The sequence below is a fragment of the Emticicia fontis genome (assembly GCF_054779675.1).
In genome coordinates, this window is the sequence record NZ_BAAGXU010000037.1 from 245,150 (window position 1) to 270,983 (window position 25,834).

The 25,834-nt window shown below is 38.6% G+C and carries 29 protein-coding genes and 1 tRNA gene; 20 read left to right on the top strand and 10 right to left on the bottom strand.

The annotated features are described in order from the left end of the window. Positions 1-206: 206 nt before the first annotated feature. The 4 genes from ACYVFA_RS16830 (at position 207) to ACYVFA_RS16845 (ending at position 4,255) form a co-directional block, all read left to right on the top strand. Positions 207-902, top strand: a complete 696-nt coding sequence (locus ACYVFA_RS16830; protein ID WP_460473010.1) for a response regulator transcription factor — start codon at positions 207-209, stop codon at positions 900-902. Next, a complete protein-coding gene (locus ACYVFA_RS16835; RefSeq protein ID WP_460473011.1) occupies positions 899-2,275 on the top strand; it encodes a HAMP domain-containing sensor histidine kinase in 1,377 nt (458 codons plus the stop codon). The genes ACYVFA_RS16830 and ACYVFA_RS16835 overlap by 4 nt, the downstream gene beginning before the upstream one ends. Before the next feature lie 105 nt (positions 2,276-2,380). Beyond that, the gene (locus tag ACYVFA_RS16840; protein ID WP_460473012.1) at positions 2,381-2,863 is read left to right on the top strand and encodes an adenine nucleotide alpha hydrolase family protein; all 483 of its coding nucleotides are present in this window, start codon (positions 2,381-2,383) and stop codon (positions 2,861-2,863) included. 6 nt (positions 2,864-2,869) lie between these two features. Next, positions 2,870-4,255 (top strand): SulP family inorganic anion transporter, encoded by a 1,386-nt coding sequence (locus ACYVFA_RS16845; protein ID WP_460473013.1) that lies wholly within the window; start codon positions 2,870-2,872, stop codon positions 4,253-4,255. A gap of 57 nt (positions 4,256-4,312) precedes the next feature. Here the strand turns inward: ACYVFA_RS16845 and ACYVFA_RS16850 are convergent, their stop codons facing one another. Beyond that, positions 4,313-5,227: an AraC family transcriptional regulator gene (locus ACYVFA_RS16850; RefSeq protein ID WP_460473014.1), complete on the bottom strand. Its 915-nt coding sequence runs from the start codon at positions 5,225-5,227 to the stop codon at positions 4,313-4,315. Between the two features lie 177 nt (positions 5,228-5,404). Here ACYVFA_RS16850 and exaC point away from each other — a divergent pair, with 177 nt between their 5' ends. Further along, a complete protein-coding gene (gene exaC / locus ACYVFA_RS16855) occupies positions 5,405-6,928 on the top strand; it encodes an aldehyde dehydrogenase family protein (RefSeq protein ID WP_460473015.1) in 1,524 nt (507 codons plus the stop codon). Positions 6,929-7,010: 82 nt separating this feature from the next. Beyond that, positions 7,011-7,361, top strand: coding sequence for a DUF779 domain-containing protein (locus ACYVFA_RS16860; protein ID WP_460473016.1), 351 nt, complete (start codon positions 7,011-7,013; stop codon positions 7,359-7,361). Between the two features lie 8 nt (positions 7,362-7,369). Here ACYVFA_RS16860 and ACYVFA_RS16865 read toward each other — a convergent pair whose 3' ends face one another. The 5 genes from ACYVFA_RS16865 to ACYVFA_RS16885 all read right to left on the bottom strand — a co-directional run bounded on the left by ACYVFA_RS16865 (position 7,370) and on the right by ACYVFA_RS16885 (position 11,639). Continuing rightward, positions 7,370-7,888, bottom strand: a complete 519-nt coding sequence (locus ACYVFA_RS16865; protein WP_460473017.1) for a DinB family protein — start codon at positions 7,886-7,888, stop codon at positions 7,370-7,372. After that, entirely contained in the window at positions 7,881-8,636 is a 756-nt protein-coding gene (locus ACYVFA_RS16870; RefSeq protein ID WP_460473018.1) for a DUF2490 domain-containing protein, read from the bottom strand. Before ACYVFA_RS16870 ends, ACYVFA_RS16865 begins: the two co-directional genes overlap by 8 nt. After that, positions 8,584-9,252, bottom strand: a complete 669-nt coding sequence (locus tag ACYVFA_RS16875; protein ID WP_460473019.1) for a DUF4956 domain-containing protein — start codon at positions 9,250-9,252, stop codon at positions 8,584-8,586. The genes ACYVFA_RS16870 and ACYVFA_RS16875 overlap by 53 nt, the downstream gene beginning before the upstream one ends. A gap of 171 nt (positions 9,253-9,423) precedes the next feature. Next, a complete protein-coding gene (locus ACYVFA_RS16880; protein ID WP_460473020.1) occupies positions 9,424-10,170 on the bottom strand; it encodes a polyphosphate polymerase domain-containing protein in 747 nt (248 codons plus the stop codon). Between the two features lie 50 nt (positions 10,171-10,220). Next, on the bottom strand, positions 10,221-11,639 hold the full coding sequence (locus ACYVFA_RS16885; RefSeq protein WP_460473021.1) for a CotH kinase family protein: 1,419 nt from the start codon (positions 11,637-11,639) through the stop codon (positions 10,221-10,223). Between the two features lie 122 nt (positions 11,640-11,761). On the opposite strand from ACYVFA_RS16885, the gene ACYVFA_RS16890 reads away from it, so the two are divergent. From ACYVFA_RS16890 to ACYVFA_RS16910, 5 genes are all read left to right on the top strand, one after another. Beyond that, positions 11,762-12,364, top strand: a complete 603-nt coding sequence (locus tag ACYVFA_RS16890; protein WP_460473022.1) for a Crp/Fnr family transcriptional regulator — start codon at positions 11,762-11,764, stop codon at positions 12,362-12,364. Between the two features lie 73 nt (positions 12,365-12,437). Beyond that, positions 12,438-13,109 (top strand): hypothetical protein, encoded by a 672-nt coding sequence (locus tag ACYVFA_RS16895; RefSeq protein WP_460473023.1) that lies wholly within the window; start codon positions 12,438-12,440, stop codon positions 13,107-13,109. Positions 13,110-13,202: 93 nt separating this feature from the next. Continuing rightward, entirely contained in the window at positions 13,203-14,315 is a 1,113-nt protein-coding gene (locus ACYVFA_RS16900) for a sensor histidine kinase (protein WP_460473024.1), read from the top strand. Continuing rightward, a complete protein-coding gene (locus ACYVFA_RS16905) occupies positions 14,312-15,001 on the top strand; it encodes a LytR/AlgR family response regulator transcription factor (protein WP_460473025.1) in 690 nt (229 codons plus the stop codon). The genes ACYVFA_RS16900 and ACYVFA_RS16905 overlap by 4 nt, the downstream gene beginning before the upstream one ends. A gap of 118 nt (positions 15,002-15,119) precedes the next feature. Continuing rightward, the gene (locus ACYVFA_RS16910; protein ID WP_460473026.1) at positions 15,120-15,902 is read left to right on the top strand and encodes a lysostaphin resistance A-like protein; all 783 of its coding nucleotides are present in this window, start codon (positions 15,120-15,122) and stop codon (positions 15,900-15,902) included. 27 nt (positions 15,903-15,929) lie between these two features. Here ACYVFA_RS16910 and ACYVFA_RS16915 read toward each other — a convergent pair. Both ACYVFA_RS16915 and ACYVFA_RS16920 read right to left on the bottom strand, forming a co-directional pair. Beyond that, positions 15,930-16,001: transfer RNA gene (locus ACYVFA_RS16915), tRNA-Arg, on the bottom strand. A 170-nt stretch (positions 16,002-16,171) separates the two neighbouring features. Beyond that, positions 16,172-16,750, bottom strand: a complete 579-nt coding sequence (locus ACYVFA_RS16920) for a thymidine kinase (RefSeq protein WP_460473027.1) — start codon at positions 16,748-16,750, stop codon at positions 16,172-16,174. Between the two features lie 156 nt (positions 16,751-16,906). Here ACYVFA_RS16920 and ACYVFA_RS16925 point away from each other — a divergent pair, with 156 nt between their 5' ends. The 7 genes from ACYVFA_RS16925 to ACYVFA_RS16955 all read left to right on the top strand — a co-directional run bounded on the left by ACYVFA_RS16925 (position 16,907) and on the right by ACYVFA_RS16955 (position 23,113). Then, on the top strand, positions 16,907-18,175 hold the full coding sequence (locus ACYVFA_RS16925; RefSeq protein WP_460473028.1) for a hypothetical protein: 1,269 nt from the start codon (positions 16,907-16,909) through the stop codon (positions 18,173-18,175). A 61-nt stretch (positions 18,176-18,236) separates the two neighbouring features. After that, complete coding sequence (locus tag ACYVFA_RS16930) at positions 18,237-19,106, top strand: PorV/PorQ family protein (RefSeq protein ID WP_460473029.1); 870 nt, start codon at positions 18,237-18,239, stop codon at positions 19,104-19,106. Beyond that, positions 19,103-20,086 carry a 2-hydroxyacid dehydrogenase gene (locus tag ACYVFA_RS16935; protein WP_460473030.1) on the top strand — a complete coding sequence of 328 codons (984 nt, stop codon included), beginning with the start codon at positions 19,103-19,105 and terminating at the stop codon, positions 20,084-20,086. The genes ACYVFA_RS16930 and ACYVFA_RS16935 overlap by 4 nt, the downstream gene beginning before the upstream one ends. Positions 20,087-20,122: 36 nt before the next feature. Next, positions 20,123-20,815, top strand: a complete 693-nt coding sequence (locus ACYVFA_RS16940; protein ID WP_460473031.1) for a DUF2461 domain-containing protein — start codon at positions 20,123-20,125, stop codon at positions 20,813-20,815. Between the two features lie 84 nt (positions 20,816-20,899). Then, positions 20,900-21,616: a pirin family protein gene (locus tag ACYVFA_RS16945; RefSeq protein WP_460473032.1), complete on the top strand. Its 717-nt coding sequence runs from the start codon at positions 20,900-20,902 to the stop codon at positions 21,614-21,616. Between the two features lie 39 nt (positions 21,617-21,655). Further along, positions 21,656-22,231, top strand: coding sequence for an NADPH-dependent FMN reductase (locus ACYVFA_RS16950; protein ID WP_460473033.1), 576 nt, complete (start codon positions 21,656-21,658; stop codon positions 22,229-22,231). Positions 22,232-22,258: 27 nt separating this feature from the next. After that, positions 22,259-23,113 carry a pirin family protein gene (locus ACYVFA_RS16955; RefSeq protein ID WP_460473034.1) on the top strand — a complete coding sequence of 285 codons (855 nt, stop codon included), beginning with the start codon at positions 22,259-22,261 and terminating at the stop codon, positions 23,111-23,113. A 125-nt stretch (positions 23,114-23,238) separates the two neighbouring features. On the opposite strand, the gene ACYVFA_RS16960 is transcribed toward ACYVFA_RS16955, so the two are convergent. Further along, positions 23,239-23,733 carry a hypothetical protein gene (locus tag ACYVFA_RS16960; RefSeq protein WP_460473035.1) on the bottom strand — a complete coding sequence of 165 codons (495 nt, stop codon included), beginning with the start codon at positions 23,731-23,733 and terminating at the stop codon, positions 23,239-23,241. Between the two features lie 12 nt (positions 23,734-23,745). Further along, positions 23,746-24,294: an RNA polymerase sigma factor gene (locus tag ACYVFA_RS16965; RefSeq protein ID WP_460473036.1), complete on the bottom strand. Its 549-nt coding sequence runs from the start codon at positions 24,292-24,294 to the stop codon at positions 23,746-23,748. Positions 24,295-24,462: 168 nt separating this feature from the next. On the opposite strand from ACYVFA_RS16965, the gene ACYVFA_RS16970 reads away from it, so the two are divergent. Further along, a complete protein-coding gene (locus ACYVFA_RS16970) occupies positions 24,463-24,804 on the top strand; it encodes a DUF6249 domain-containing protein (RefSeq protein ID WP_460473037.1) in 342 nt (113 codons plus the stop codon). Positions 24,805-24,828: 24 nt separating this feature from the next. Beyond that, complete coding sequence (locus tag ACYVFA_RS16975) at positions 24,829-25,719, top strand: nuclear transport factor 2 family protein (RefSeq protein ID WP_460473038.1); 891 nt, start codon at positions 24,829-24,831, stop codon at positions 25,717-25,719. Positions 25,720-25,834: the final 115 nt, after the last annotated feature.

A 25,834-nucleotide genomic window follows, 5' to 3' on the forward strand; every position in this document is an offset into this window, starting at 1 on the left:
AAAAAGGCTCCATTATCAGAAATTTTAACCCTAAATGTTACTGGGCGGACGGCAGCAACGTTGTATAATATATAATGCTTGATATGAGTGAGTTGAACAGAATCAGCACCATTTGCAACAAATCAACATCAATCAATTATTTGCTATCTTTGCAGACGCATACACAATAGATATGAAATTACTCCACCTACGATATATACCCATTTATGAAAAAAATACTTTTGGTAGAAGATGAAATCAGCGTAGTGAGTTTTATCAGAAGTGGTCTCTCAGAAGAGAATTATCAGGTCTCGGTAGCCTTAGATGGCACAACGGGTCTTGGCATGGCCTTGGCTAACGAATTTGATTTAATCATTCTCGACATTATGCTGCCCGATAAAAATGGCCTGGAGATATGCAAAGAACTCAGGGCCAAGGATATAGAATCGCCTATTTTATTCCTGACGGCTTTAGGAACCTCTGAAAACATTGCATTAGGCCTAAACACAGGTGCTGATGATTATCTGGTAAAACCCTTTAAGTTTATCGAACTCAGTGCCAGAATAAAAGCTCTTTTACGGAGGTCAGTTGGCAAGCATGAGGTAGTGAGCGAATCTGCACAGAATATTTATACAATGGCAGATCTGAAAATGAATGATGATGCCAAAACCGTTGAAAGGGGAGGTGTGCCAGTTTCGCTGACTGCCACCGAATACCGCCTGCTTTTAACCCTCATGAAGAACAGAGGAAGAGTACTATCAAGAATGGATTTACTGGAAAGTGCCTGGGATATTAACTTCGATCTGGGAACAAACGTAGTGGATGTATATATTAATTATCTGCGTAAGAAAATAGACACCGAAAATAAACAGAAACTCATCCATACGGTCATCGGTATGGGATATGTTTTGAAAGAAGCATGAAAACACAAACCAAAATAGCTGTTTCTCTGATAGTATTCAATAGTGCCCTTTTGCTATTGTTTGGCATCGGTATTTACTTCTTTCTCAACGAATATTCTTATATTGACTTCTACAAACGACTGGAAACCCGCGCGAATATTGGCGCCAAATACAACCTGAAAATTGATAGTGCCAATGCCGAAGCTTTTAAGAAAGTGAGAGAACAGCATCTGGAAAGACTGGAGTCAGAAAAAGAATACATCATTAAAATTGACCCCATGGTTTCATTAGAACAACAGGCTGAAACACATCATGTCCCATTATCTTTGTTAGAGGCATTGGTAAAAGATGGCAGAGCAAGGCATCAGGATGGGAGTATCTTTTATGCAGGGCTCAGAATTCAGCACAATAAGGCTACCTATCTATCTATTGTCTCGGCCAATAGTCGTTTCGTTTCTCACCATTTGATTTTTCTAAGAAATATACTCCTCTGGGGATTTTTGTTTATTGTAATAGTTACAGTGTATCTTTCCATTTATTTCTCCAAACATTTCTTTGACCCAATCAAAGAGATGATTGATAAGGTAAAACAAATCAGTACCGAGAATATCCACATGCGGCTCAAAGAACCTGAGAATAACAATGAAATCAGTGAATTAGCGAGTACTTTTAATGATTTGTTGAACCGGATAGAAACTGCCTTTGAAACCCAGAAAAACTTTATCAGTAATGCGTCTCATGAATTGGCAACTCCACTGACAGCCATTATGGGTGAGGCCGACGTAGCTCTGATTAAAGAACGCAAACCCGAAGAATATCAGAAGGTGTTGCAGAACGTGGTGACACAGGCAGAAAGGTTGAATGAAATAACGAAGTCTTTACTTTTTCTGGCACAAACGGGCTATAAAGGCAAGAAAATAGTTTTTGAAATAGTACGGACTGATGAATTGATATGGGAAGTAAAAGCACTGATTGACCGTCTGAATCCTGATAACAAAATTATGCTGGATTTGAGTCTATTGCCTGAAGACCCTAAGAAACTCAAAATCAGTGGTAATAGACAATTATTACACTTGGCATTAGCTAATATATTGAACAATGCTTGTAAGTATTCACAAAATAAGCCTGTGTCAGTTCATATTGGCGCCAGCCAGGAACAGGTATTATTGTTTATTAAAGACCAGGGTATAGGTATCCCTGAAAGCGAACTGCCTTTTATTTATGATCCGTTCTTCCGGGCTTCTAATACCCGGTTGTTTGAGGGGTATGGTATTGGTTTGCCATTGTCTCGAAACATTATCAAACTTCATAATGGTACACTTCTGGTTACTTCAAAGCCCGGACAGGGCACAAGTGTGCAAATCAATTTCCCTTTGGCTAAACTCACTAAATGATTTTCTAATCTGATTTTAATCTCTCTTATTGAATTCTAATTTGGTTCTTAGACCAGACTAATACGGTTAATAGAATTTTGCACCTAATAATCATATTCATTAGGCATGCAAAAGACTATATTGATTCCAATTGATTTCCGCGTAGCTTCGCTGAATACCTTGAAATTTGCGCTTGAAAAAAGCTCCGGAGAACCACACAAAGTTATACTTATCTACGCAGAGTTTCTGGACGATTCTATTTCAGAATTATTATTTTACAGACCTGAAAGTAAAATAGCCAGCAAGATTACGCCCGAATTTAAAAATGCACTTGAGGTATTAAGAAACAGATTTGAGTATCAGATTTCAGACTTAGAAATTAAGCTTTTTCATAACCGTAGTCGTCGAGGTCTGCGACACTTCGTCGAAAACAATCAGGTTGATGCTATTTATATTCCGCAAACATATCGCTTAAAAATGCCTAAAAAGGCTTTTGATCTGGTAAGCATTATCAGACAGACTTTCCTTGACTATCAGGAAATAGATTGGTCTCAGGATTATAGCGATGTTTCAGAGAAAGACCATCTCGAATATCTATTTAACCAATAAAATACCATGAGCAAAACCTCATTTCCTACCACACCGCTTGGAAGGATAAAGTTGTTCTTTACTTTCTTTGATTCCCGCTGGGAAGATATTAACAAAAATAACTGGGCTAAAGTAGCCTACAAAGACTTCAGTGCCGGGTTGATTGTGGCTATGACGGCCATCCCGATGGCAATGGGCTTTGCTATGGCAATGGGCATGAGACCCGAAAACGGGATTATAGCCGGAGCAATGGCTTGTTTGGTCGGACGCACCTTTGGTGGTTCAAAATATCAGGTATATGGCCCTACGGCAGCTTTTATTCCGGTAATTGCGGCCTTGTTTACCAAATATGGCCCAGCCAGTGGAGGAACGTTTGAGGTGGCGCATGGTTTTTTAGTATTGGTTTCAATTATCGCAGGCATTATCCTGATCATTATGGGGATTTATGGCTTTGGCCGCTTTGCCAAATTGGTGCCAAATTCCATCATCGTAGGTTTTACGGTGGGTATTGCAGTAGCCATTGCACTCACCAATCTGGAAGATGTATTAGGTATTGAATCTTTCAAAGACCTGATTGGGCAGGATGAGGAAATAAAGGGAGGAATTCTGCATAATCTGCAAAGTGCTTTTAAGAATATTACTAAGGTCAATCTCTGGTCGATTTTTCTGGGTTTATTAACTTTTACTCTTGCCAAAGGGCTATTACGTATTTCAATTTTTATTCCTGGGCCAATTATTGCCATTGGAGTATCCACACTATTATCTGCTACTGTCTTCGCTGATAAAGGAGTTATTTTAGTAAAAGATATTTATGGGTCTATCCCTAATAATTTCTTTGTGTTTACACCACCATCCTTACCAGATATGACTACACGGGTTATGATAGACATCTTCTATTTTGTAGGTGCCATCGTATTCGTATCGGGTGTAGAAAGTGTCCTTTGTTCCTCAATGGCAGATAGGTTGGCAAAGAATACAAGAACACCGTTTAATCCTGATAAGGAGTTTTTCGGACAAGGATTAGTGCAGATAATCACGCCATTGATTCAGGGTTTCCCATGCACAGGGGCTTTGGCCCGAACAGCCACCAGCATAAAGGCAGGAGCTACCACGCCATTGGCGGGTTATTTCAAGTCGATTCTGAAATTAGCCATGGCTTTTTATCTGGCGCAATACCTGGAGCTGATTCCTATGGCCTGTATCGGTGGTATTCTCATCTGGGTAGCCAGTAATATGATAAAGCCTGCCGAAATAAAAGAAGTGAAGCATACGGGCAAATTTGAGTTGGCCATGATGATATATACGGCTATTATGGTGCCAGTAACAGACTTTCTGACAGGTGTATTATCAGCTTTGGTAATTTATTTTGTTCTGAAAGCCATTTTCAATAGAAGGGTTAAGAGTATATTATAAAGCTGATGAAGCACACTTTTATGAGAGCCATTGGGTAACCAATGGCTCATTATTGTTTTAATCAATCGTAGCAGCCTGATGTTTATATTCGCTGGGCGATACCTTGAATTTCTTCTTAAACATCCGGTTAAAATAAGAAAGACTGTTGAAGCCACTTTCAAAGTATACATCCTTGATTCTGAATTCAGGATTTTTAAGCAGGCTCGAAGCCAGTTTTATCCGCTCTTCAATAATAAATTCGATTGGCGAAATACCTAACTCTTCTTTAAATACCCGATAAAAATTAGACTCACTCATGCAGGCAATTTTGCACAATTGCTCCACCTGTATCTGCTCTCTTATATTTTCTTTGATGAAATTGACCACATTGGCAATGCGATTATTAGAAGCTAGCTTTTGCGAGTTTTTTGAGTAAAAAGTCTTGGTTTCCGTCTGAACAATTCTGATTATTAGTTCCTGAATCATCAAATCAGCAAAAATATCTTTTGATGGGTGTTGCTCGGTGAAGATGAAAATCAGGCGTTGCAGAATATGGTGAATAGCTACATCATTCGTGAAATGGAAATTAGTGTTTGTAAACTTCCATTCCTGATTATCTATTTTGGGTCTGAGCTCATTCAGATTATCAATAATTTTATCCAGTCTTTCCTGCTCAAATGCCATCGCCAGACATTTGGTAGGATTCTTCATCGTCGCTTCCGGAAAATCAATACACATTACCTCGTCAGAAGGCAAGATAACCGACTCACCCGGCAGAAATTCAAAATCCATATGCTGGTTCAGGTGCATCACTTTCTTCCCTGTCAGCATACTGGCCAGCACGGGGTCTGAAAATTTCAGGTACACATCTGCCGCTTGCTGATGTGTTTCAAAAATACTCAGTTCGGTATGGTCTAACGTGAAAATAGACCTGTTCTCTACCAACGTCTCAATTCTCCGGCTCTTCAAAAATGATTCTGTTAATTCCATCATTTTTCATGGGTTAAAATATCACTATTCAAATATAGAATATTAATAAATATAAAAAAATACCCATTTAAATAATGAGAGGATAGTTCATCTTTTTGGGAGAAAAGGTGAAATAAATATGAATTTGACAAGATAGTTTTGCACAGGATTTATCTCTTACACTATTAAACGACCAAAACTATGTCAGAATTGCTTGAAAAAGAGAGAGTGCATTTGGCAGCTCCGAAATTTAAAAATCAATATGAGAATTTTATCGGTGGTCAATGGGTACCACCTGTTAGAGGACAATATTTCGACAATGTTTCTCCGGTTGATGGCAAAGTTTTTACTTCGGTGGCAAGGTCAACAGAAGAAGATATTGAGAAAGCTTTAGATGCTGCCTGGGCAGCTGCTCCGCATTGGAATCATACATCAGCTGCTGAAAGAAGCAATATCTTATTGAAGATTGCCGATGTAATGGAAAAAAATATAGAAGTATTGGCAAAAGTAGAAACCTGGGATAATGGCAAGCCAGTGAGAGAAACGATGGCTGCTGATTTACCATTGGCGATTGATCATTTCAGATATTTCGCAGGGGTTATCAGAGCTGAGGAAGGTTCGGTAAGTGAGTTGGATTCAAATACAGTCTCAATGAATATCTTAGAACCATTGGGCGTGGTGGGTCAGATAATACCATGGAATTTTCCCTTATTAATGGCAGCCTGGAAAGTGGCTCCGGCATTGGCCGCAGGTAACTGCGTAGTGTTGAAGCCAGCTGAGCAAACACCTGTGGGGATTCTGATATTGATGGAATTGATACAAGATATTATTCCTGCGGGTGTACTGAATGTGGTGAACGGCTTTGGTATTGAAGCAGGTAAACCATTGGCTTCGAACCCTCGTATCAATAAAATTGCATTTACTGGAGAAACCACCACCGGACAATTGATTATGCAATATGCGTCTAAAAACATCATTCCGGTTACTTTAGAATTAGGTGGAAAATCACCGAATATTTTCTTCAAAAGCATTATGGATGCTGATGATGAATTCTTTGATAAATGTTTAGAAGGGGCCGTAATGTTTGCCTTGAATCAGGGAGAGGTATGTACCTGTCCATCAAGAATATTGGTAGAAGAAAGCATTTTCGATGCCTTTATTGAGCGAGTGGTTGAAAGGACAAAAGCTGTTAAATTAGGTCATCCGCTTGACCCAACAACTATGATGGGCGCACAGGCATCGAACGACCAGTACGAGAAAATCCTTAATTATATCGAAATCGGCAAGGAAGAAGGGGCAGAAGTATTAACAGGTGGCGGAACAGCATATAATGAAGGTTTAGAAGGCGGCTACTATATCCAACCAACTATATTTAAAGGTAATAACAAAATGCGCATTTTTCAGGAAGAAATCTTTGGGCCAGTTGTTTGTGTAACTACGTTCAAAGATGAAGCCGAAGCGCTGGCTATTGCCAATGATACGCTATACGGTCTGGGAGCGGGTGTCTGGACGCGTGATACGCATCAAGCCTATAAAGTGGCAAGAGAAATTAAAGCGGGTAGGGTATGGGTAAACTGCTATCATGCGTATCCGGCTCACGCACCATTTGGTGGCTACAAGAAATCAGGTATAGGCCGTGAAACCCACAAAATGATGCTAGGACATTATCGCCAGACTAAAAATATGCTGATTTCTTATGATAAGAATAAATTAGGATTCTTTTGATAAAACTCCTCACCCAACCCCTCTGTCCAATAATGGAGAGAAGGGTTAGGGGTGGGGTTTCGTCTTAAAGCACAAAAATACCATGAATCAACAAAGAGTAGACATAAGCCCGGAAGCCACTCAACTAGTCGATAAATTAAAGAAAGACTACGGTAACCTGATATTTCATCAGAGTGGAGGTTGCTGTGATGGCTCGGCGCCCATGTGTTTTCAGAAAGGCGAAATGTATATTGATGATAATGATGTGCTACTAGGCTATGTAGCCGGATGCCCGTTCTATATGTCGAGAGATCAGTTTGAGTACTGGAAACATACACACCTGACTTTGGATGTAGTTAAAGGAAGAGGTGCCAGTTTCTCTTTAGAGATTCCTTTGGGTGTCAGGTTTGTTATCAAATCCCGGTTGCTAACACCTGAGGAATCTTTAGTTTGATTTCGTGATTAATCTATCTTATTCATCAAGATTTTAACTGTAACAAGTAGCTGTCCAACATGCCTGGTCGTATGCTCTGCGGAGTGGGTTAATAGTCCTATAACTGTTGAAGGTAGTTTTGCCCTGCCCACTTCGCGGGCTTGTGTTAAAGTATTTGGGTCAGTATTGGTTAGTGCCTCAATCGATTTTTCAATCTGCCAGTCGAGTGCTGATACTAGTTCTTTTGCCGTAATCGTTTCATTAAACTTCCCTTCTGCTGTCAAGGCACTTAATTGCGTAGTGCTTAATGATTCTCCGCGCGCATACGTGAATAATCTATCTAAAACACCCGTGAGGTGTTGCAGATGAAAAGCCGGAGAGGCTACATTATAGGGGCGTTCCCACAAAAGACTATCGGGAAAATCAGTCAGCATGGCATGCACTTCTTCCTGCGCCTGCAATATTGCATGTGCAATGGGTTGTAATAAGGCAGGAATATACGGAAGAGCTCCACGGAGCCATACTTCTAATTTTGGTGCATCAGCCATCTTTCGACTTTTTTTCTTTCTTACTTTTCTTATTATTGGGCTTCACCTCAAAATCAAAACTTAAACCTAATACATTGATGGTATCGGGGTGCTTCTTATTGACTTCGGGTTGCCAGCTATAATACAAAGTTACAGATTTGTTTTTCTTGTATTCATAAGAAATCCCTGCATTGTTTTGCCAGAAGTTTATTTCAGAAAGTTTCCCTTCCTTAAAAGGCAGAAAAGGCTCGGCATATACATAAGTATCCCAATGTTTGCTGATTTTATACTTTACACCTGTTCGCAAGCGAAGATAGTTGGTAACGCCGTTTCTGTTTTCATCATCACCCGCAAAATACTTTGTCTGTGTCTGCGCCATTGGGCGGGTAAAGAAAGTAAAATCATTCACCTTGAATTGTGCATTTGCGCCAATCAAAAGGCGATGGTAGTTATTCCCATTCACTAAAGCCAGACGGTAATTACCCAATACTTTGAAATATTTATTAAGTTTCTTTTCTCCACTCAGAAAGAAATAAGAGCCTTTGTAGTGCGAAGAATTTTCATCAAAGCGCGTCCGATATTGCCCGCTCAGTTCCCAACCTTTTTTCAGATTCAGTTTTAATTCAGCATCATACCAGGTCTGAAAATCCTGTGTTGATTTTTGAGCAAATGCGCCGGTTGTACATATACATACAAGAATAATCAGGAGCCCTTTCTTAATCATCGCTATCGCCACCTCCATAAGCTGCACTTTTGGTTTCGTTTTCATTTGAATAATAAAAGGCATGAATACGAGCCACATCCCTCAGGAAATCCACATTCAATATCTCTATTCTATGAATCGGTAAGCCTATTCTTTTTCTTAAGTCTTCTATCATTTCTTCTCTACGCTCGGGCACTACCAGCTCTACTTTCTCATAGCGTATCTCTCTGAAATTCTCATGTTTGATATTCAGGCCGTGCTCTAAACCAAAAGTTAAAGCTACCAATACTATATCAGCTAAAATCAATTCATAATGACTCATATTAAGCGGTGTGAGCGCATTAATGAGGCCAATAGCTACACAGACAAAAAAGTAACCCATTTCACGCACAGGTACTGTTACCGTACGATATCGGATAATTGAGAAGATAGCAAAAAGTCCAAAGGCAAATCCCATTTTCAGCTTGGTAGTGCTGAGCAGAAAACATATCAGAAAATTAACAACATTGAATAAAAAGAAGGTAAAAACAAAGTCTTTATTCTTATAACGATTGTAATAAATACCTCGCACGAGTATCAGAATAACAATCATATTCAGGAGAAACCTTACGCCAAATTCTATGGCTAAACTATCTCCTAAAAATTGATTAATGGTGTGCGATGAGCCTTCGAGTTCTTCCATAAAAATCTATTGAGTGAATGAGTGGTTTTGTGATTATTTTATTGAGTGATTAAGCGAGTTAGTGATTGAGTGATTAGGAAGTAACAACGCAGTGATTTGTATTATAGAAAGAGTAATTGAGACTATAATAGACCAGTTTTTCATTCAGCAATTTATTAATTAATCAATAAATCACTCATTCGCTAAATCACTCAATATCTTATCCAACTTTCGCAGAACTGGCTTAAAAGAATTACGTTTGACGTTTTCCAGAGTGGCAATTCCAACTGAATATTTGCTGAAATTAGATTGTGCGATATGCCTTTTTTTGAAACTCTGTACGATCGGACTAAAAACCGAACCTTTATCCTGCTTGATTTCGGCTACTATCAATCCCTGATTTGCCTTTCTTAATTCTCTCTTCTGAAACACCAGATTCAGATCTAAAGTCAGACGTTCGGTGAAGTCTTTTCTGACTAAGGTAATGCGGTCGAAATATATCCAGAGCTGGTTGTGAAGGCGCGCCGGGTCTTGCAGAAAACGATTAAAAAGCTGATAATCGTCGTCTTGTAATTCTTTATTCAGGCTGATGCGTTCTTCTCTGAATTTAATGGTGCGACTATTGCTGATTTTCTTTTTTACCTCAAAAAACACCAGTCCAGTGTCAGAATAACGACGGTAGCGCACTTTCAGACGATTCGGCTTGCCATTGTGGTGCTGGTAATAGAGTTCGTAGTCGTCAGTGTCAAAATACAGAGATTCATAACTATGCGAGCGCTTCTGATTGATTTCCAGAATATGATAATAAGGCTTGATTTCCTCCAGAATTTCTGACAATACATTTTTATGAAAAATATACTTGCTATCTATCCTATTGAGTAGCTTTACAGCCTCAATTTCAGCTAAAGAGATACTTTCAAATGTTTGTAGGTCAATCATATAAGGTCTTCGTCATTTAAAAACAGCCTGTTAATCTACGGAAAATTCTACTATTTTAAAAATGTTACTACAGCTTGGTTACGTGTACTCACGTGCGTTTTGAGTGCTGCCACTTCAGTTTGAAAAGATGCTGTGCTCGTCAAATTAGAATAAGGTTTCTGTTCTACCTCAGTTCCGTTCACAAAAGGAGCTATGAGGTTAGAATATTTGTCAAAAAGCGTACCCATTTTGGCTACTGTAAACACATTGCTGGTAAACTCGCTTACATATTGTTTGTATTTAGCAAAATATACTGCATCATCTGCCACATACCTGAGCAAAGGCCATGTTCTGGCAACTTCTGTCATAGCTAATGAAACGATATTTCTCCCACTGCTTTTCATGGCTTCATTATGATCCCACGGAATCCAGGTAAGCTTTTTTGTCGGCGAATTATACAGGTAATAATTATGCGCCATAGCTCCATATACGTCCCAGTTTACAATCGTATTGTTCACTGCCAGATATTTCAGATAATGGTCAACATTGAAAGTTTTTTCCAGATTCGCCCGCCAGGTAGATGCATCTGTGGTTCGATTCGTTGCATTGAGCGCAGTGATAAATGCTTTTACATCACTATAATCGGCTTCGGTCTTATTATTCTTTTTCTCAAACTGACTTTCTGTAAAAGACTGGAAGGTAGATTCCGGCTTATAAATATTACCCTTGGCTTGCGGGTCGTCGGTAAACTGGTCTTTTACCATGGTATCGTCTATTACCTCAACCATTGTGTAGATGCCACAATATTTTTTGCCCTCGCCAAAATCAATATATACTTTATAGAAAGCCGTTCTAGCAGCAGGCACGCCAGCTTCACGGAAAATATCAGCAGCTACTTTCTCTCGTATCAGAGAATTATCTCCATAGCCGGGCGACATGGATAATTCCTGAAAACCGTAGAAACGTTGATTTTTAATAGCAGGAAACTGGTCTTCAAACTCATCCATATTCAAACGAAAAGGGAGCTTATAAATACCCGAACGCCAGATAGAAGCCAAACTCGAATTACCTTTCAGCCGAAAACCTACATTTGTCCAGGTCTTCTCGTTGAATTTCATCATAACTGCAAAGTAATTAGGCTCATCTGTGCCAAAAGAAACGGCACCGCCGCCGCCATTTCCACCACCGCCTATACCACCTCCCATGCCTCCACCGCTAATGTTACCTCCAGTGCCAAAGTCGTTGCCAAATTTAGATTTCATATCAGTTCTGATACTATCCCATTGTGTTTTGCGGATGGTGATTTCTAAAGAATTGACAGCCTCTTGCGGAAAGACTAAGGCATAGTTGGGAGCAACCTCATTGCCATGTGACTCGGCTGTCCAGTCAGGATTGGTAGCGACAGTAGGACTTACTTCTTCTTTTGGCTTGCAGGCTGCAACCCAAAGCAGTATCAGGGCCATAGGCCATATGAATCGCAGTTTTTTCATGTTGGTGTTAAAAAGGGTATTTGTTGAGATAGACGCAGAAAGATTAAAACGGGTTGCTTATAGCATTGCAATAGCATTTTTAGGATTGTTGCTTAACTTGCAAAGATTAAGCCTTATTACCCATGATACCTGCCGAAAAAGCCTCAATCAGCGAGTTTATTTTGAAAATCTATCCGATGTCGCAAGAGCAATTGGCTTCGGTAGTAGAGTATTTTAAATACAGAGAGTTTCAGAAAAATGATTTTATATTGGAAGAAGGCCGGATATGTAATCTTTATGGGTTTATAGAAGAAGGTTTTATGCGGGCTTATACTTACGACCATAAGGGTAATGAAGTAACTACAGGCTTATATTCGCCCAAACAAATCGTTTGTGATATATCATCATTTTTTAAGAGAATCCCTGCGCAGGAATATATTCAGACATTGACAGATAGCAAAGTCTGGTATATCACTTTTGATGAATTGCAACACGTTTTTCATGCCATGCCTTATTTTCGTGAATTTGGCAGAATGATTCTGGTAAATTCCTATGCACAACTCAAGCAAAGAATGCTTTCCACCCTGCAAGAAACCGCAGAGGCCAGATATGCAAAACTAATGGAAGCTAACCCCATGATTTTTAAACACGTGCCTCTAAAAATGATTGCTTCTTATATAGGTGTAACTGACACTTCCTTGAGCAGAATCAGAAAAGAGTATGCAAAAAACAAGAGTAAAGGTTGAAAAACTTGCCAAATGACAAGAATTAATTCATGTTTCTACTGTTTCTTTGCCATAAATTAAATATTGTATGCAAATGGAAAATCTTCCTATTTATATCTCGCTTGTAATGGGGTTTAGTACTCTTTTGTCTGTCTTTTTTTTAGCTAAGGCTTCTTCAAAATATACCACTCGTATTTTTATTATAGCCACTGTCTGGTTAATTATACAGACTCTTTTAGGTGTTAGGGGCTTCTATACCAATACCCAATCTATGCCACCAAAATTCCTTTTAGCAATTGCGCCACCCTTGGTATTAATCATCACCTTGTTTGCTACCAAAAGCGGAAGGCATTTTATAGACGGTCTGAATATCAAAACGCTGACAATCATTCACATAGTCAGGATTCCGGTAGAACTGGTTTTATTCTGGCTATTCTTACATAAAACAATACCCCAAATCATGACTTTTGAAGGACAGAATTTTGATATTATATCGGGTATTACTGCGCCAATTGTATACTATCTCTACGTAAAAGATTATATCGGCACGGGCATTCTGCTCGTCTGGAATTTTATTTGTCTGGTGCTTTTGATAAATATTGTCAGCACTGCCATTTTATCTGCCCCATTTCCTTTTCAGCAATTAGCCTTTGAGCAACCGAACATTGCCGTTTTATATTTTCCTTTCAACTGGTTGCCTGCTTGTATTGTACCGATAGTGTTGTTTTCGCATCTGGTGGCTATTCGGGGGTTGTTGAAGGGATAGGTATTGGTTGCCTGAAAAGCGGCGTTAATTGCTTGCATGACTATCTTCGTAGAATATTTTGTAAACTGAACGATAAAATAAGAACTTTATACAATGATAAGTTCTGTTTTTCAACATCTGCTTTACCCAACCAGATCTTTAAGGTTTGGTCTGCATTTATTTTTTTGGTCAGTCTTTTTTAGTGTTAGATTTTACCTCTCTCAAATTACCTTTAATGTGCATAATGGATTTCCGTTAGGTACACTCTTTTTTATAAATTTCTACACCATAATATTATCCGCTACTTGCTATTATTTGCTGGTTGACTTTGTATGGAGAAAGCTCCTATCCAAAAAACGATACATAGCAAGCTTGCTCGCTTTCTTATTCATTCTGACTACTTATGCCTTATGTGACATAATATTCGAACGACTCATCATCCAACCATGTGAAGAATGCCTGCTTTTATTGAAGCAAAATCAAATTGGCTATTATCAGTTATTGAACTCTGATATTCTTAATAATTTGCTTATACGGCTCGTTACTTTAGCTTTACCTATTAGCTTGCTATTAACCCTTGGATTACCACTACTAATTAAATTTGCTTTAAAGTTTTATCGTATTCATATCAAAAGTCTGAATCAGACTAAAGAAAATTTACAACTGGAACTGAATTTTTTAAAATCTCAGCTTAACCCGCATTTTTTGTTCAATACCATGAACAATATTTATGGGCTGATTTTAACAGATAATAAAGAGAAATCAGCTGATTTGGTTGCAAGGCTTTCAGGGATATTGCGCTATATTTTGTATGATTCGGATAAAGAAACAATGCCTTTGCAAAAAGAAATAAAACTGCTTCAGGATTATATAGCTTTAGAAAAAGTGAGATTAAATAAAATAGCGGTGGAATTTAATTTTTCTATAGATAATCAGGCTTATACTATTACCCCCTTGCTATTAATGCCATTGGTAGAGAATGCCTTTAAATTTTGCACAGATGAGGCTCAATCTTATATAAAAATAGAACTACAAGTGCTTAACGGGGAGTTGGTATTTATTGTTGAAAATAATTTTGACCCAGATTATGTGAATGCACAGGCAGGAGGGATCGGGTTGATTAATTTGCAAAAAAGACTTCTTATCTCGTACCTGGATTTACATGATTACCAATTAAAAATTGCGGAGAATATTTATTCAGTAAAATTAATGATTCAATTGACATGAAAATAAATTGTTTGATTGTAGATGATGAGCCTATAGCCCGTGAACTCTTACGGACCTACACCGAACGAGTACCTGAACTAATCTTGCTGAATAGTTGCCAGAATGCAAATGAAGCCTATGAAAGTTTATATAAATCTCAGATAGATTTGATTTTTCTGGATATTAAGATGCCAGTTATCACTGGAGTTGAATTTCTTCGCTCTTTAAGAAAACCGCCATTAATCGTTCTGACTACTGCTTATTCAGAATATGCTGTGGAAGGATTTGAATTAAACTGTGTCGACTATTTATTAAAACCAATCACATTTGAACGCTTTTATCAGGCTACTCAAAAAGTATTGGAGCGAATGAGTGTTGCTAATCAGTTGATAGAAGAACCGGATTATCTGTTTATTAAACAAGACAACAGGTTAGTAAAGGTAAATTACGTTGATATTCAATATATTAGGGCAGAAAGAGACTATTGTATGGTTTATCTCACAGATAAAAAACTATTGGCAAGTATGCACTTGAGAATATTTGAGAATAGGTTACCTAAGCAACAGTTTGTACGTGTACATCGCTCTTTTATTATAAATATCAGCAAATTAAAAGCAATTCAGGGTAACATGATTGATATGGGGCAAGAAGAGATTCCTATCGGACTAAGCTATCGTGAAAACCTATTTAATAAGCTCAGAATATAAAATGCGTATTGCCAGAATATTTGTTACAAAAAAGTAGTGATTGATTGGAGATATACAAATGCTGGTAGAAAAGAATTGGGTGGTGCTAAATAATCTTTTCTATTTATATGAAAAAAGCATGAACTCTCTCAAGAATATCTTCCTAACACCCTGGGTTAAAGTTACCATCTATTTTATTATTATCTGGTCTGTTACCGCCATTGCCTGGGCTGTTCCTGAACTGGATGGTTTCTTTACTTATCTTGTCGCTTCGTTATTAGCAACCTGGCTATTATTAAGGTTATCTGGTCAAACCTGGGGAAATTTAGATCTACTCCTGAAAAGTAAGCTGCATTATTGGCAATTGTTTGTGGGTACTTTAATTGGCATAATTATGCTATTAATGGTGGCTGTTCCTGTTATTTTGTTAGTTGGTCAACACTGGCGATTCAATCATGATTTCAGTGTAATTAATCTACTGACCTTAGCAATCATCTTTTTAATATCCTCAATTATCCAGGAAGTTACCTATCGGGGTTATCCTTTCCAGATATTGATGAATCATTATGGAGATTGGGTAGCGCAGTTGGCAATTATTCTTCCGTTTGCATTTATGCATTTTCATATAGGTATGAGCCTGAATGAAATAGTATTGATGATACTCTCAACAGGTGTTGGTTCATTACTTTATGGCCAGGCATATATAAATACCCGTAATCTGGCTTTACCGATAGGTTTGCATTGGGGATGGAATTTTGCGCAGGTGCTATTTCCAAGACATGAGAGCCAGAATGGAAGTGGAATTTTTATTATTGAAGGAAAAGTAACAAATCCTATCGATAACCTACAGTTGGTTATTTATTTATTAATTACAGTGGGCGCTTATCTGATATTATTTTTCAGACAAAAAAGAAGAGAGTAGTAAATTAGCAGAACAGACTATATTTTGTGTTCCCGAAGGGATTCGAACCCCCATCATCAGAACCGGAATCTGACATTCTATCCATTGAACTACGGGAACTTATAATTTTTAATTTTACTAAAATATGCTTATCAAGTCCAAACCCCCATCATCAGAACCGGAATCTGACGGGGCGACCATTCGCATTCTATCCATTGAGCTACGGGAACTTATACTTTATTCTTTAATTTCAGAGCGCAAAACTACAAAAATCTTTCTTTAAATACTATTCACAGATTTAAATGATAACAACGACGGCAACGGGCTTCATACTTTTCAGACTCTCCGAGTAATACTTGTGGCCCATCGGCTGTTTTTCGATATGAATAGTGGGCAATATCGCCACATACTACGCATATTGCATGCACTTTAGTTACATACTCAGCAATAGACATCAGATTAGGCATCGGGCCGAAAGGTATTCCACGCGAATCCATATCCAGACCTGCTACGATTACTCTTTTACCTTGTTCGGCTAGTTTATTGACCACTTCAACAATGCCCATATCAAAGAATTGTGCCTCATCAACGCCAACCACATCACAGTCGCTGCACATCAGCAGAATTTCTTCTGATGCGTTTACTGGTGTAGAACGGATAGCTTTCTGGTTATGGGAAACTATATCGGCTTCATGGTAACGAACATCAATAGAAGGCTTAAAAATCTCCACTTTTTGTTGTGCAATCTTCGCACGGTTCAGTCTGCGAATCAACTCTTCTGTCTTACCCGAAAACATTGAGCCACAAATTACTTCAACCCAGCCTGTCTTATGTCCTTGTCCTCTACCTCTTTTTGGTTCAATAAACATTATTTTTGTAATTTTTTCGTTCTATGTAAAACTGGCAAAAAAGTTGTAGTAAATTTACTGTTGTTTAGCAGAAATGATGCTTCCACATGACGTGCTAACCTTAGCTTCCAGTCATAATTTAAAGCTATTTAACTTACAAAACAAATAAATTTCAGAATGTCGAACAAATTGAATTTGTCCGCCGTCGAACGGTACAGTAAGGCTTATGCAGCCCGTGTGTGTGATGAGTTTTTTGCCCAGAATAATACGATTTCGGGTAAGCAAATACTTTCTTTATGTAATGTGCAACAGGTTAACCTATTGACTATAAGGGCTTTGTTTGAGAAATGGCAGGGAGATACGCAGCGCCTACGTAGCCCATATTTTGATTTTACTGCACCGGAGGTACAACAAGCATTAAAGAATTTTATGAATATAGTTTCACAATTTATTTCTGTGAAACGTGAGCAATTTGAGTCTTTATTGGTCGATTCGGTAGGAGAAACCCTTGTATTAATTCTTGAACCACAGACTTTTTATAAAGAATTGATGCGCGACCTGCCTAATTTCAGATTTACGCAGGAAAACGTCGCTCCCCTTTCTAAATATATTCAAATTAATAAGCAAGTGATTCCCGGACTTGTTGAAAAACTGAACGGAAAGGAATTTGTATTTGCCAATCAAGCCATGGCATGGATTGATGAGATGCCGATTACTGCGGAAAATCCTGAGAAATATTTGGCGCTTTTTGGGCAGAAAGTAGCCATTCCTGACGAATTGGTACCCAGTAAAGCTGTTTCTGTTTCAGAGATAATCAGCAATCCGGCTTCTTCTTCTTTCTTTGATTTAGAATTGAGTAAGCCTGTGGCAGAAGAAAAACCATATACACCTCCTCCGGTAGTAATCCCTCCTCCAGTAGTGATTCCTGAACCTAAAGCGCCGGAATACAATACCTACGTGGAGCTACCGAAATATGTAGAGCCTCCAAAGCCGGAACCTCCCAAAGAGGTAGTAGTTGAAAGGCCTGTACCTGTATTCGAGCAGAAATTGAATACAGTAACATCGAAAGTAAATGAATTCCCTTATGATAAGTCGCCGTCAAAAGAGCAGGAAGAAATGAGATTGAATGAACGACTGGCAAGTGAACAAAAAAGCTTAAACGACCAGACTAAAGCCAACAGAACGATTCTTGACCACCATCAGAATAATCGTATTGAAGGTATCAATAGTGCTATATCTTTGAATCAAAGATTCCTTTTTACCAATAATCTATTTGGTGGAAATATACAGGCTTTTTCGAATGCATTGGATGAAATTGAATTGTGTAAGGATTTCAGCGAAGCCAAAGAGTTGATCTTGAAAAAATATGTGCCACGCTACCTATGGGATATTACAGGGGCAGAGGCCGAAGAATTTATAGAAATTGTAAAGCGCAGATTTAATTAATCAATTACGATTTGCCTTTTTCTTCTGAACCCCGTATTTTGCTTCAAAATCGTATGCTGCCTTGGCTAAGAAAGAAGTAAAATATGGGGTTTTATCGTTTCAGTGCAAAAGCCTGATTCTCGTTTGCTTCATTTCCTTTTTTTTTATTCCTCAATGTCAGGCTTCGGGTGAGCCATTTCCGATAGGAGCCAGAAGCTGGGGCATAGGTAATGCCACCGTAGCTATCGCCGACAAACAATCTATCTTTAATAATCCAGCCGGATTAGGCTTTCTGACTGATAATTTTATCAGTACGTCCTATCATAACCGCTACACTGTTGCCGGGCTCAATACTTTTTCTCTAGGAGGCAACTACAATACGAAATGGGTTAATGTAGGGCTAGCAGTAGAGCGTTTTGGTGATAAACTCTATCATGAAGAAAAACTGGGTCTGGCATTAGCCAAAAGCACCAACAGAGTTTCTTTGGGTGTAAAAGTATCTTACCTGCAAGCGGCTGTTGAGAATTTCTCTGTCAAAAATACCCTGTTGACTGAATTCGGCGTAATGGCCAAACTGAGTTCTACGATGTTTATAGGTTTTAATGCATATAACCTTACGGCGGCCAGACTTTATCTCTCACAACGTGTGCCTACTTTACTTCGTCTAGGTTTATCATATCAACCGACCAAACAATTGCTTTTGATAGGAGAAGCAGAAAAAGATATACTCCTACCAACTTTATTTAAAGTAGGATTGGAATATCAGATAGTCAAAAATTTTTATCTTCGTACAGGCATAACTTCTAAGTTGAGCAACGTGCATTTTGGGATTGGTTTTCAGGCAAAGCAGTTCATTTTTGATTACGCTGCCAGTAGTCACTCAATTTTAGGTTTTTCTCATCATCTTACATTAGCTTATCAATTAGGTAAAACACAACCGAAATCATCATGAAGATCGCATTTTTTAGTACAAAACCTTATGACAAAGAATTTTTTGAAAAGTATAATCAGGCACATCAGATTAGTTTCTATGAAGTTGCCTTAAACGAACAATCCGTTCGTCTGGCAGAAGGAGCCGACGCAGTTTGTGTCTTTGTGAATGACAAACTGAATGCTTCGGTGATAGACTCCTTGCAAAAGTCAGGGGTTCAGTTAATAGCTCTCCGATGTGCCGGATTTAATAATGTAGATTTAATAGCTGCCAGAAATGCCAATATCAATGTAGTGCGCGTACCTGCTTATTCTCCTTATGCCGTAGCAGAACATGCATTGGCTTTGGCTATGACCCTGAATCGAAAAACTCATAAAGCCTATAACCGTGTGCGCGAAGGCAATTTCTCCTTGGAAAAACTTACAGGCTTCGATTTATATCATAAAACCGTAGGCGTAGTAGGCACAGGTAAAATAGGTGGAGTTTTCTCGAGAATTATGTTAGGATTAGGCTGTAAGGTGATAGCCTATGATAAATTTCCGGATGAACATCTGGCTTCGGCGGGTGTAAATTATGTAAGTTTTGAAGAATTATTGGTACAGTCTGATATAGTTTCCTTGCATTGCCCATTAACAGAAAGTACCCGGCATCTGATAAATGCAGAGGCTTTGGCACAAGTGAAAAAAGGAGTAATGTTGATAAATACAAGCAGAGGTGCATTGATTGATACCCAGGCAGTGGTAGAAGCACTCAAAAACAAAATAGTGGGTTATCTGGGCATTGATGTTTATGAACAGGAAGAAAATATCTTCTTCAACGATTTATCAGAACAGATTTTACAGGATGATACCCTGGCTCGGTTGATGACTTTTCCGAATGTGCTGATTACTTCGCATCAGGGATTCCTGACTGAGGAAGCATTGACTCAAATTGCCATTACCACTTTGCAGAATATAAGCGACTTTGAGCATAAAATAGCCTTAATAAATGAAGTAAAGTAGTCGGGAACTTTTACTATTGATGAAATGATTCTGTAAATGAACTTAATACTACAAGCTATGATTCATCCACAAACATTACAATTTCTAGGAGATTTAAAGGCCAATAATAACAAACCCTGGTTTGATGCCAACCGCAAAACTTATGAAACCGCCAAAGCAAATTTTGGTGAAGTGGTAGGAGACCTCATCAAAGGCATTAGCACATTTGATAAAGGCATCGAAGAAAGCAATTTGCAGGTAAAAGATTGTATCTTCCGTATCAACCGCGATGTGCGCTTTTCAAAAGATAAATCGCCTTATAAAACTAATTTTGGTGCCTGGTTTAACGGAGGCGGTAAAAAAGCACATGGTGCAGGGTATTATTTCCATATCGATGCCAGTGAGTGTTTTTGTGCCGGTGGTGTATGGATGCCAGAGACTAACGACCTGAAGAAAATTCGTGACGAAATTGACTATAACTACGAAGAAATTAAGACCATCATCGACGCTGACAATTTTAGAAAATACTTCCCTAACGGGCTTGACAGAGAAGCCGCTACCATTCGGCCGCCGAAAGGATATGATGAAACTAATCCTGCCATAGAACTCTTAAAACTCAAGAGTTTCACTGTTTCCAATACCTTCGATGTATCAGAGGCACTCAAAAAAGACTTTGCCTCTACTATCTTATCAGGCTTCGAAGCCATGCACCCATTCGTTGAATTCTTGAATCGGGCAATAAAGGGGTGAGAAGGATTGAGTGATTTAGTGAATGAAAATGAACTAATTCGCAAATATATATGTATATACATTAATTGTAAATGTATAGAAAAAATGAAAACAATATATTATAAAGCGAGTGAAAGAGGGCATGCCAATCATGGGTGGTTAGATGCCTGGCATTCTTTCAGTTTTGCGGGGTTTCAGAATCCTGAAAAAGTGCATTTCGGTGCATTGAGGGTATTAAATGATGATATGATAATCGGTGGGAGAGGTTTTGGCATGCACCCACATGATAATATGGAGATTGTGACTATCCCGCTTTCGGGAGATTTGGAACATTCAGATAGTATGGGTAATACCGGAGCCATTGGCAAAGGAGAAGTGCAGGTGATGTCGGCTGGTACGGGAATTTATCACTCTGAACGAAATAAAAACATCGATAGGGCACTCAGGCTTTTGCAAATCTGGGTATTTCCTAAGTTGAAAGATATTAAACCACGTTATGACCAAAAGGCTTTTCCGGTTGAAGGTAGAAAAAACAAGTTTCAGACCTTGATATCACCTTTAGGTTCTAAAGACGGTGGCATGGGCATGAATCAGGATGCCTGGTTTTCATTGGCCAATCTTGAACAAGGAAAAGAGTTAAACTATGCTCCAAAATTAAGTACCAATGGGGTCTATGCCTTTGTGATTGAGGGAGAAGCTGAAATAAACGGACAAGTATTAAGTCGCAGAGATGCCTTAGGTATCAGCGAAACCAATGAAATTATAATTAAAGCCAATACAGAATCGGAAATTCTCTTGATAGATGTTCCGATGTCATTCTAAACCGATACATGAGCATTATGCTCCTTAAACCAGAGAAAAATGAGAATTGAAATTATTTCAGGAAGCCCAAGACAAGAAAGCCTTACGGCAAGAGTAGCCACTTACCTACAAAAACATTTAAGTACAATCACTGATGCTGAAGTAGGCATTATTGATGTGAGAGAGTATGAATTACCTTTTGTGCAAAAAGTATGGACTTCCATCGACGCAGCTCCTACAGACTGGAAATACTTAGCAGAACGTGTGTTTTCGGCAGATGCCTTTATTCTGGTAACACCCGAATATAACGGTAGTTATTCACCAGCCATGAAGAATTTACTAGACCATTTTCCAAAACAATTACATAAACCTTTTGGAATCGTAACTGCTTCACCGGGAGTGATGGGTGGTATGAGAGCAAGTCAGCAGGTAATAAGTCTGGTAGCTGCTTTATTTGGTATTGCTTCTCCACATATGTTAATTGTGCCTACCGTAGACAAGAAATTCGATGTCGAAGGAAACTTAACCGACCCGACATTCTTCAAATCTGTTGAATTATTTACCAACGAATTCATCTGGCTGGTAAATAAAGTGACAGCCAGACAAGAAGAACAAGTATTACAACCCCATGCTTAGTGTTAAGGAAACACTTAATAAATAACAATGAAAGCTCGTAATGTTCAGAACAGCAGTTTTGCAAATGAAGTCCAGATGGGACCCATGCGAGTAAAACAACCTTTGCCTACCACCAATATCAGGCAGGTGAGCCCATTTATTTTATTGCACCATGCAGGGCCAACTTATCATAGCCCTGATGCCAGCAAACCACGTTTAAGTCCTCACCCGCATCGCGGATTTGAGCCCGTTACTTTTTTGTTTCAGGGTAAAATCCATCACAAAGATTCTTTAGGTAACGAAGGATTCTTAAATGCCGGAGATGTGCAATGGATGACTTCAGGAAAGGGAATTATCCACTCAGAAGGCCCATCAGCAGAATTTATGCATGAAGGGGGTAATTTTGAGCTGATACAATTGTGGGTGAATTTGCCTCGGGCGCATAAAATGACTGAACCTAAATATCAGCACCTGACCACAGATATAATGCCTGTCATCAAAGAAGACGGATTAGCGTTACAACTGGTAGCAGGAAACTATAAAGGACAGACAGGAGCGGCTTCTACTTTCTCACCGATATTGGCAATGATGGTGCATTTTGAAGCAGGAGCCAAAACTTTCTTTGAATTACCGAGCTCTTATAATGCTTTGGTCTATGTACTTGATGGAGAGATAAAATCCAACGGCACTAATATAGAGAAACTGAATATGGCCACATTCGACCATGAAGGCGAGGGGATTGATTTTGAAGCCATCACCAAAGGTAAATTATTATTTCTGGCAGGTGAGCCTATCATGGAGCCACTATCTACTTATGGGCCTTTTGTAATGAATTATCCAGCCGAATTAAAACAGGCCATAGAAGATTATGAATTGGGATTAATGGGTGTATTAGAAGATTAAGCCCACTGTGTCATGGCTATACTCGTCCGAGTAAGGCCATGGCAGGGTTAGCAGAGCCCATTTTGAATAGAATTTGTCTCGGTTAACTATATTTCAATAGACTACAAAATTGATTATCACTCAAATCACATTTGGTATTTCTTCCTATTCGAAAACATATATTCTAACACAACCAACGCACTAACCGCAAACAAACAAGCCAATGCGAAGATAGGAAGAGAATTGATTTGTGTAATAATATGACCTGTAACCTGATTGATATGCGAAGCTAGAGGAGGCGATTGAACAGTAGTCTCAGAAGGCTTACCTAAAAAGCTAACTAAAGTTATAACCAAAGCGGCGGCTATCCCTACGCCATACCAGACCTTTTTTCTGATAATAGGCTCGTAAACTACCTTCTTATCAAGTCTCTCTATGCCTAGCATTACCTTTTGAGTAAAATCAACCGAAGGCGTTTCAATCAGATGCTTTTCCAATAAAGAGTCTAAAGCAGGATTAGTCACAAGCGATTCCTTTGCTTCAATCTTTTGCATGATTATAGCCGTAAAATCTATTTTTGGTTGGTCTAGTTCTACCGATTGAATCAGTTTTTTTAGCTTATCTTTTTTATCCTGCGCCATCTTCCTGAGTGTTTATAACAAAAAATGTAATTCTTGTTCTAGTTTTTTTCTTGCCCGAAACAACCTGATTTTGATATTGTTTACAGCCAACCCAGTTATCTCCTCAATCTCTTTCAGCGAGTTTTCGTTCAGATAATACAAGGTAATCAATAATGCCTCTATCTGAGGTAATCGCTGAATCACCTCTTTTACATATTGCTGTTCTTCCTTTGTTTCCAACAATACCGACGGCGGACTTGTTTCATCAATCGCATAATGCTGGTGGGCTTCATCATCAATCGTCAGCAATTCTACTTTGTTTCTGGGCAATTTATTAAGTGCTGTTCTATAAACAATCGTATACAACCAAGTTGAAAACTTCGATTTATTCTCAAATGTGTGAATCTGCTGGTAGGCTTTCAGAAAACTTTCCTGAAGAATATCCTCCGCATCCTCCCGGTTATTCAGAATCTTTAAGGCTACCGTAAAAGCCATATTCTTATATTTATTCACAAGAAATGCATAAGAAGCCGAATCTCCCTTTTTTACTCGCTCTATATAGGCTTGCTCTTCTGTATACATTAATTATAAGGTAGTCTTTGTTGTATAGTAAGACAAGAATCCATAGACGGTGGTTACAGATAATGCGTCTTTTTTAGAGAATTAATTTTTGGAAAATTCTGTAACCAAACTTCATCAGCTCATGTCTTATGGGTATTGGTTCAATAATTATTTAAAACTACTATAAAAATGGATGAAATATTAAGAGACGCACTGGTATCAATTGCTGCCTTTGCAGGAATCTTCGGTATAGTCTATGTTTATCTGACAGCTCGCAACCGTGAACGGATGTTGATGATAGAGCGTGGAGCAGATGCTTCAAAACTCTTTAACTCAAGAGGCCGTTTACAGCTACAAACGCTTAAATTCGGAATGTTGGCTGTAGGAGTTGCCATAGGTATTCTGATAGGTAATATTCTTAATGATAACCTTGATATAAACAGAGGAGTAGCCTTTTTCTCCATGATATTCCTATTCGGCGGCCTTAGCCTGATTGCTCACTTTCTTATTGACAGAAAGATTAAAGATTAATTTTTTAAAACACAAAATTATACAATGAAAAAGCACAGTACCTTATGGGCAGTAATCTGCCTGATGAATCTTCTTTTCCCTTCAGCACATCTACAAGCGCAAACAACCCCTAATAATCAAGCTGTTTTTAATGAATTAGCTAGAAAAGACAGCATGCTGTTCAAAGTCGTATATGATTGCGAGGTAGATAAACTCGACGGTATCTTAAGCAAAGATTTTATGTTTTATCATGATAACGGCCTCATGGGCGTTACAACAGGTCAGACATTTATTGAATTCAAATCGGGGATACAAAAAAACTTTTGTGAGAAGGGTATTAAACTCAAAAGACAATTAGTTCAAGGTAGTTTACAGGTAATCAGCGTCAGTAAAGAAAAGACTACACAAACAGGTGTACAACGCTTTTATATGGGGGAGAAACTGGTAGAAGAATCAAAATTTTCCAGAGTGTGGCAAAAGCAGAATGGTAAATGGAAAATGATACAGGAACTGGATTATCTGGTAAATACCAAATTCGCCTTAAGCCCTAAAGGTGATGTCCTCTACAATGAAATTGCTCATATGGATAGCGTCATGTTTAACGCGTTTAATGCACAGGACCAAGAGACTATAAAAAACACTTTTGATGAAAGCCTTGAATTTTATCATGACAAAGGCGGACTCACCAATTATACACAAAATATTGCTGCAACTAAGAATCTCTTTGCCAATAATAATGGATTAAACAGAAAATTGGTTGAGGGAAGTATGGAAGTCTATCCCATTAAAGATTACGGTGCTATTCAGATAGGTGAACATACTTTCTGCCACAAAGAAAATGGCAGAGACGATTGCGGAACTTTTAAATTCATGCATATCTGGCAAAAGAAAAATGGAGTCTGGAAGATTACACGTGTAGCAAGTTATGACCATTGATCTACCGTGCTACGCGTATACTCATCCGTAAAAGCTCCGGCCACCGCGTGGGTGGCACGGTTAAGCACTGAGAGGTCTTAAATTTTATAATACCAAAAGAAAGGGGTAGATAGTT

Excerpts from the sequence above, each read along its gene's own strand:
- ACYVFA_RS16830 (WP_460473010.1), top strand. The coding sequence starts at position 207 with ATGAAAAAAATACTTTTGGTAGAAGATGAAATCAGCGTAGTGAGTTTT.
- ACYVFA_RS16835 (WP_460473011.1), top strand. The coding sequence starts at position 899 with ATGAAAACACAAACCAAAATAGCTGTTTCTCTGATAGTATTCAATAGT.
- ACYVFA_RS16840 (WP_460473012.1), top strand. The coding sequence starts at position 2,381 with ATGCAAAAGACTATATTGATTCCAATTGATTTCCGCGTAGCTTCGCTG.
- ACYVFA_RS16845 (WP_460473013.1), top strand. The coding sequence starts at position 2,870 with ATGAGCAAAACCTCATTTCCTACCACACCGCTTGGAAGGATAAAGTTG.
- ACYVFA_RS16850 (WP_460473014.1), bottom strand. The coding sequence starts at position 5,227 with ATGATGGAATTAACAGAATCATTTTTGAAGAGCCGGAGAATTGAGACG.
- exaC (WP_460473015.1), top strand. The coding sequence starts at position 5,405 with ATGTCAGAATTGCTTGAAAAAGAGAGAGTGCATTTGGCAGCTCCGAAA.
- ACYVFA_RS16860 (WP_460473016.1), top strand. The coding sequence starts at position 7,011 with ATGAATCAACAAAGAGTAGACATAAGCCCGGAAGCCACTCAACTAGTC.
- ACYVFA_RS16865 (WP_460473017.1), bottom strand. The coding sequence starts at position 7,888 with ATGGCTGATGCACCAAAATTAGAAGTATGGCTCCGTGGAGCTCTTCCG.
- ACYVFA_RS16870 (WP_460473018.1), bottom strand. The coding sequence starts at position 8,636 with ATGAAAACGAAACCAAAAGTGCAGCTTATGGAGGTGGCGATAGCGATG.
- ACYVFA_RS16875 (WP_460473019.1), bottom strand. The coding sequence starts at position 9,252 with ATGGAAGAACTCGAAGGCTCATCGCACACCATTAATCAATTTTTAGGA.
- ACYVFA_RS16880 (WP_460473020.1), bottom strand. The coding sequence starts at position 10,170 with ATGATTGACCTACAAACATTTGAAAGTATCTCTTTAGCTGAAATTGAG.
- ACYVFA_RS16885 (WP_460473021.1), bottom strand. The coding sequence starts at position 11,639 with ATGAAAAAACTGCGATTCATATGGCCTATGGCCCTGATACTGCTTTGG.
- ACYVFA_RS16890 (WP_460473022.1), top strand. The coding sequence starts at position 11,762 with ATGATACCTGCCGAAAAAGCCTCAATCAGCGAGTTTATTTTGAAAATC.
- ACYVFA_RS16895 (WP_460473023.1), top strand. The coding sequence starts at position 12,438 with ATGGAAAATCTTCCTATTTATATCTCGCTTGTAATGGGGTTTAGTACT.
- ACYVFA_RS16900 (WP_460473024.1), top strand. The coding sequence starts at position 13,203 with ATGATAAGTTCTGTTTTTCAACATCTGCTTTACCCAACCAGATCTTTA.
- ACYVFA_RS16905 (WP_460473025.1), top strand. The coding sequence starts at position 14,312 with ATGAAAATAAATTGTTTGATTGTAGATGATGAGCCTATAGCCCGTGAA.
- ACYVFA_RS16910 (WP_460473026.1), top strand. The coding sequence starts at position 15,120 with ATGAACTCTCTCAAGAATATCTTCCTAACACCCTGGGTTAAAGTTACC.
- ACYVFA_RS16920 (WP_460473027.1), bottom strand. The coding sequence starts at position 16,750 with ATGTTTATTGAACCAAAAAGAGGTAGAGGACAAGGACATAAGACAGGC.
- ACYVFA_RS16925 (WP_460473028.1), top strand. The coding sequence starts at position 16,907 with ATGTCGAACAAATTGAATTTGTCCGCCGTCGAACGGTACAGTAAGGCT.
- ACYVFA_RS16935 (WP_460473030.1), top strand. The coding sequence starts at position 19,103 with ATGAAGATCGCATTTTTTAGTACAAAACCTTATGACAAAGAATTTTTT.
- ACYVFA_RS16940 (WP_460473031.1), top strand. The coding sequence starts at position 20,123 with ATGAACTTAATACTACAAGCTATGATTCATCCACAAACATTACAATTT.
- ACYVFA_RS16945 (WP_460473032.1), top strand. The coding sequence starts at position 20,900 with ATGAAAACAATATATTATAAAGCGAGTGAAAGAGGGCATGCCAATCAT.
- ACYVFA_RS16950 (WP_460473033.1), top strand. The coding sequence starts at position 21,656 with ATGAGAATTGAAATTATTTCAGGAAGCCCAAGACAAGAAAGCCTTACG.
- ACYVFA_RS16955 (WP_460473034.1), top strand. The coding sequence starts at position 22,259 with ATGAAAGCTCGTAATGTTCAGAACAGCAGTTTTGCAAATGAAGTCCAG.
- ACYVFA_RS16960 (WP_460473035.1), bottom strand. The coding sequence starts at position 23,733 with ATGGCGCAGGATAAAAAAGATAAGCTAAAAAAACTGATTCAATCGGTA.
- ACYVFA_RS16965 (WP_460473036.1), bottom strand. The coding sequence starts at position 24,294 with ATGTATACAGAAGAGCAAGCCTATATAGAGCGAGTAAAAAAGGGAGAT.
- ACYVFA_RS16970 (WP_460473037.1), top strand. The coding sequence starts at position 24,463 with ATGGATGAAATATTAAGAGACGCACTGGTATCAATTGCTGCCTTTGCA.
- ACYVFA_RS16975 (WP_460473038.1), top strand. The coding sequence starts at position 24,829 with ATGAAAAAGCACAGTACCTTATGGGCAGTAATCTGCCTGATGAATCTT.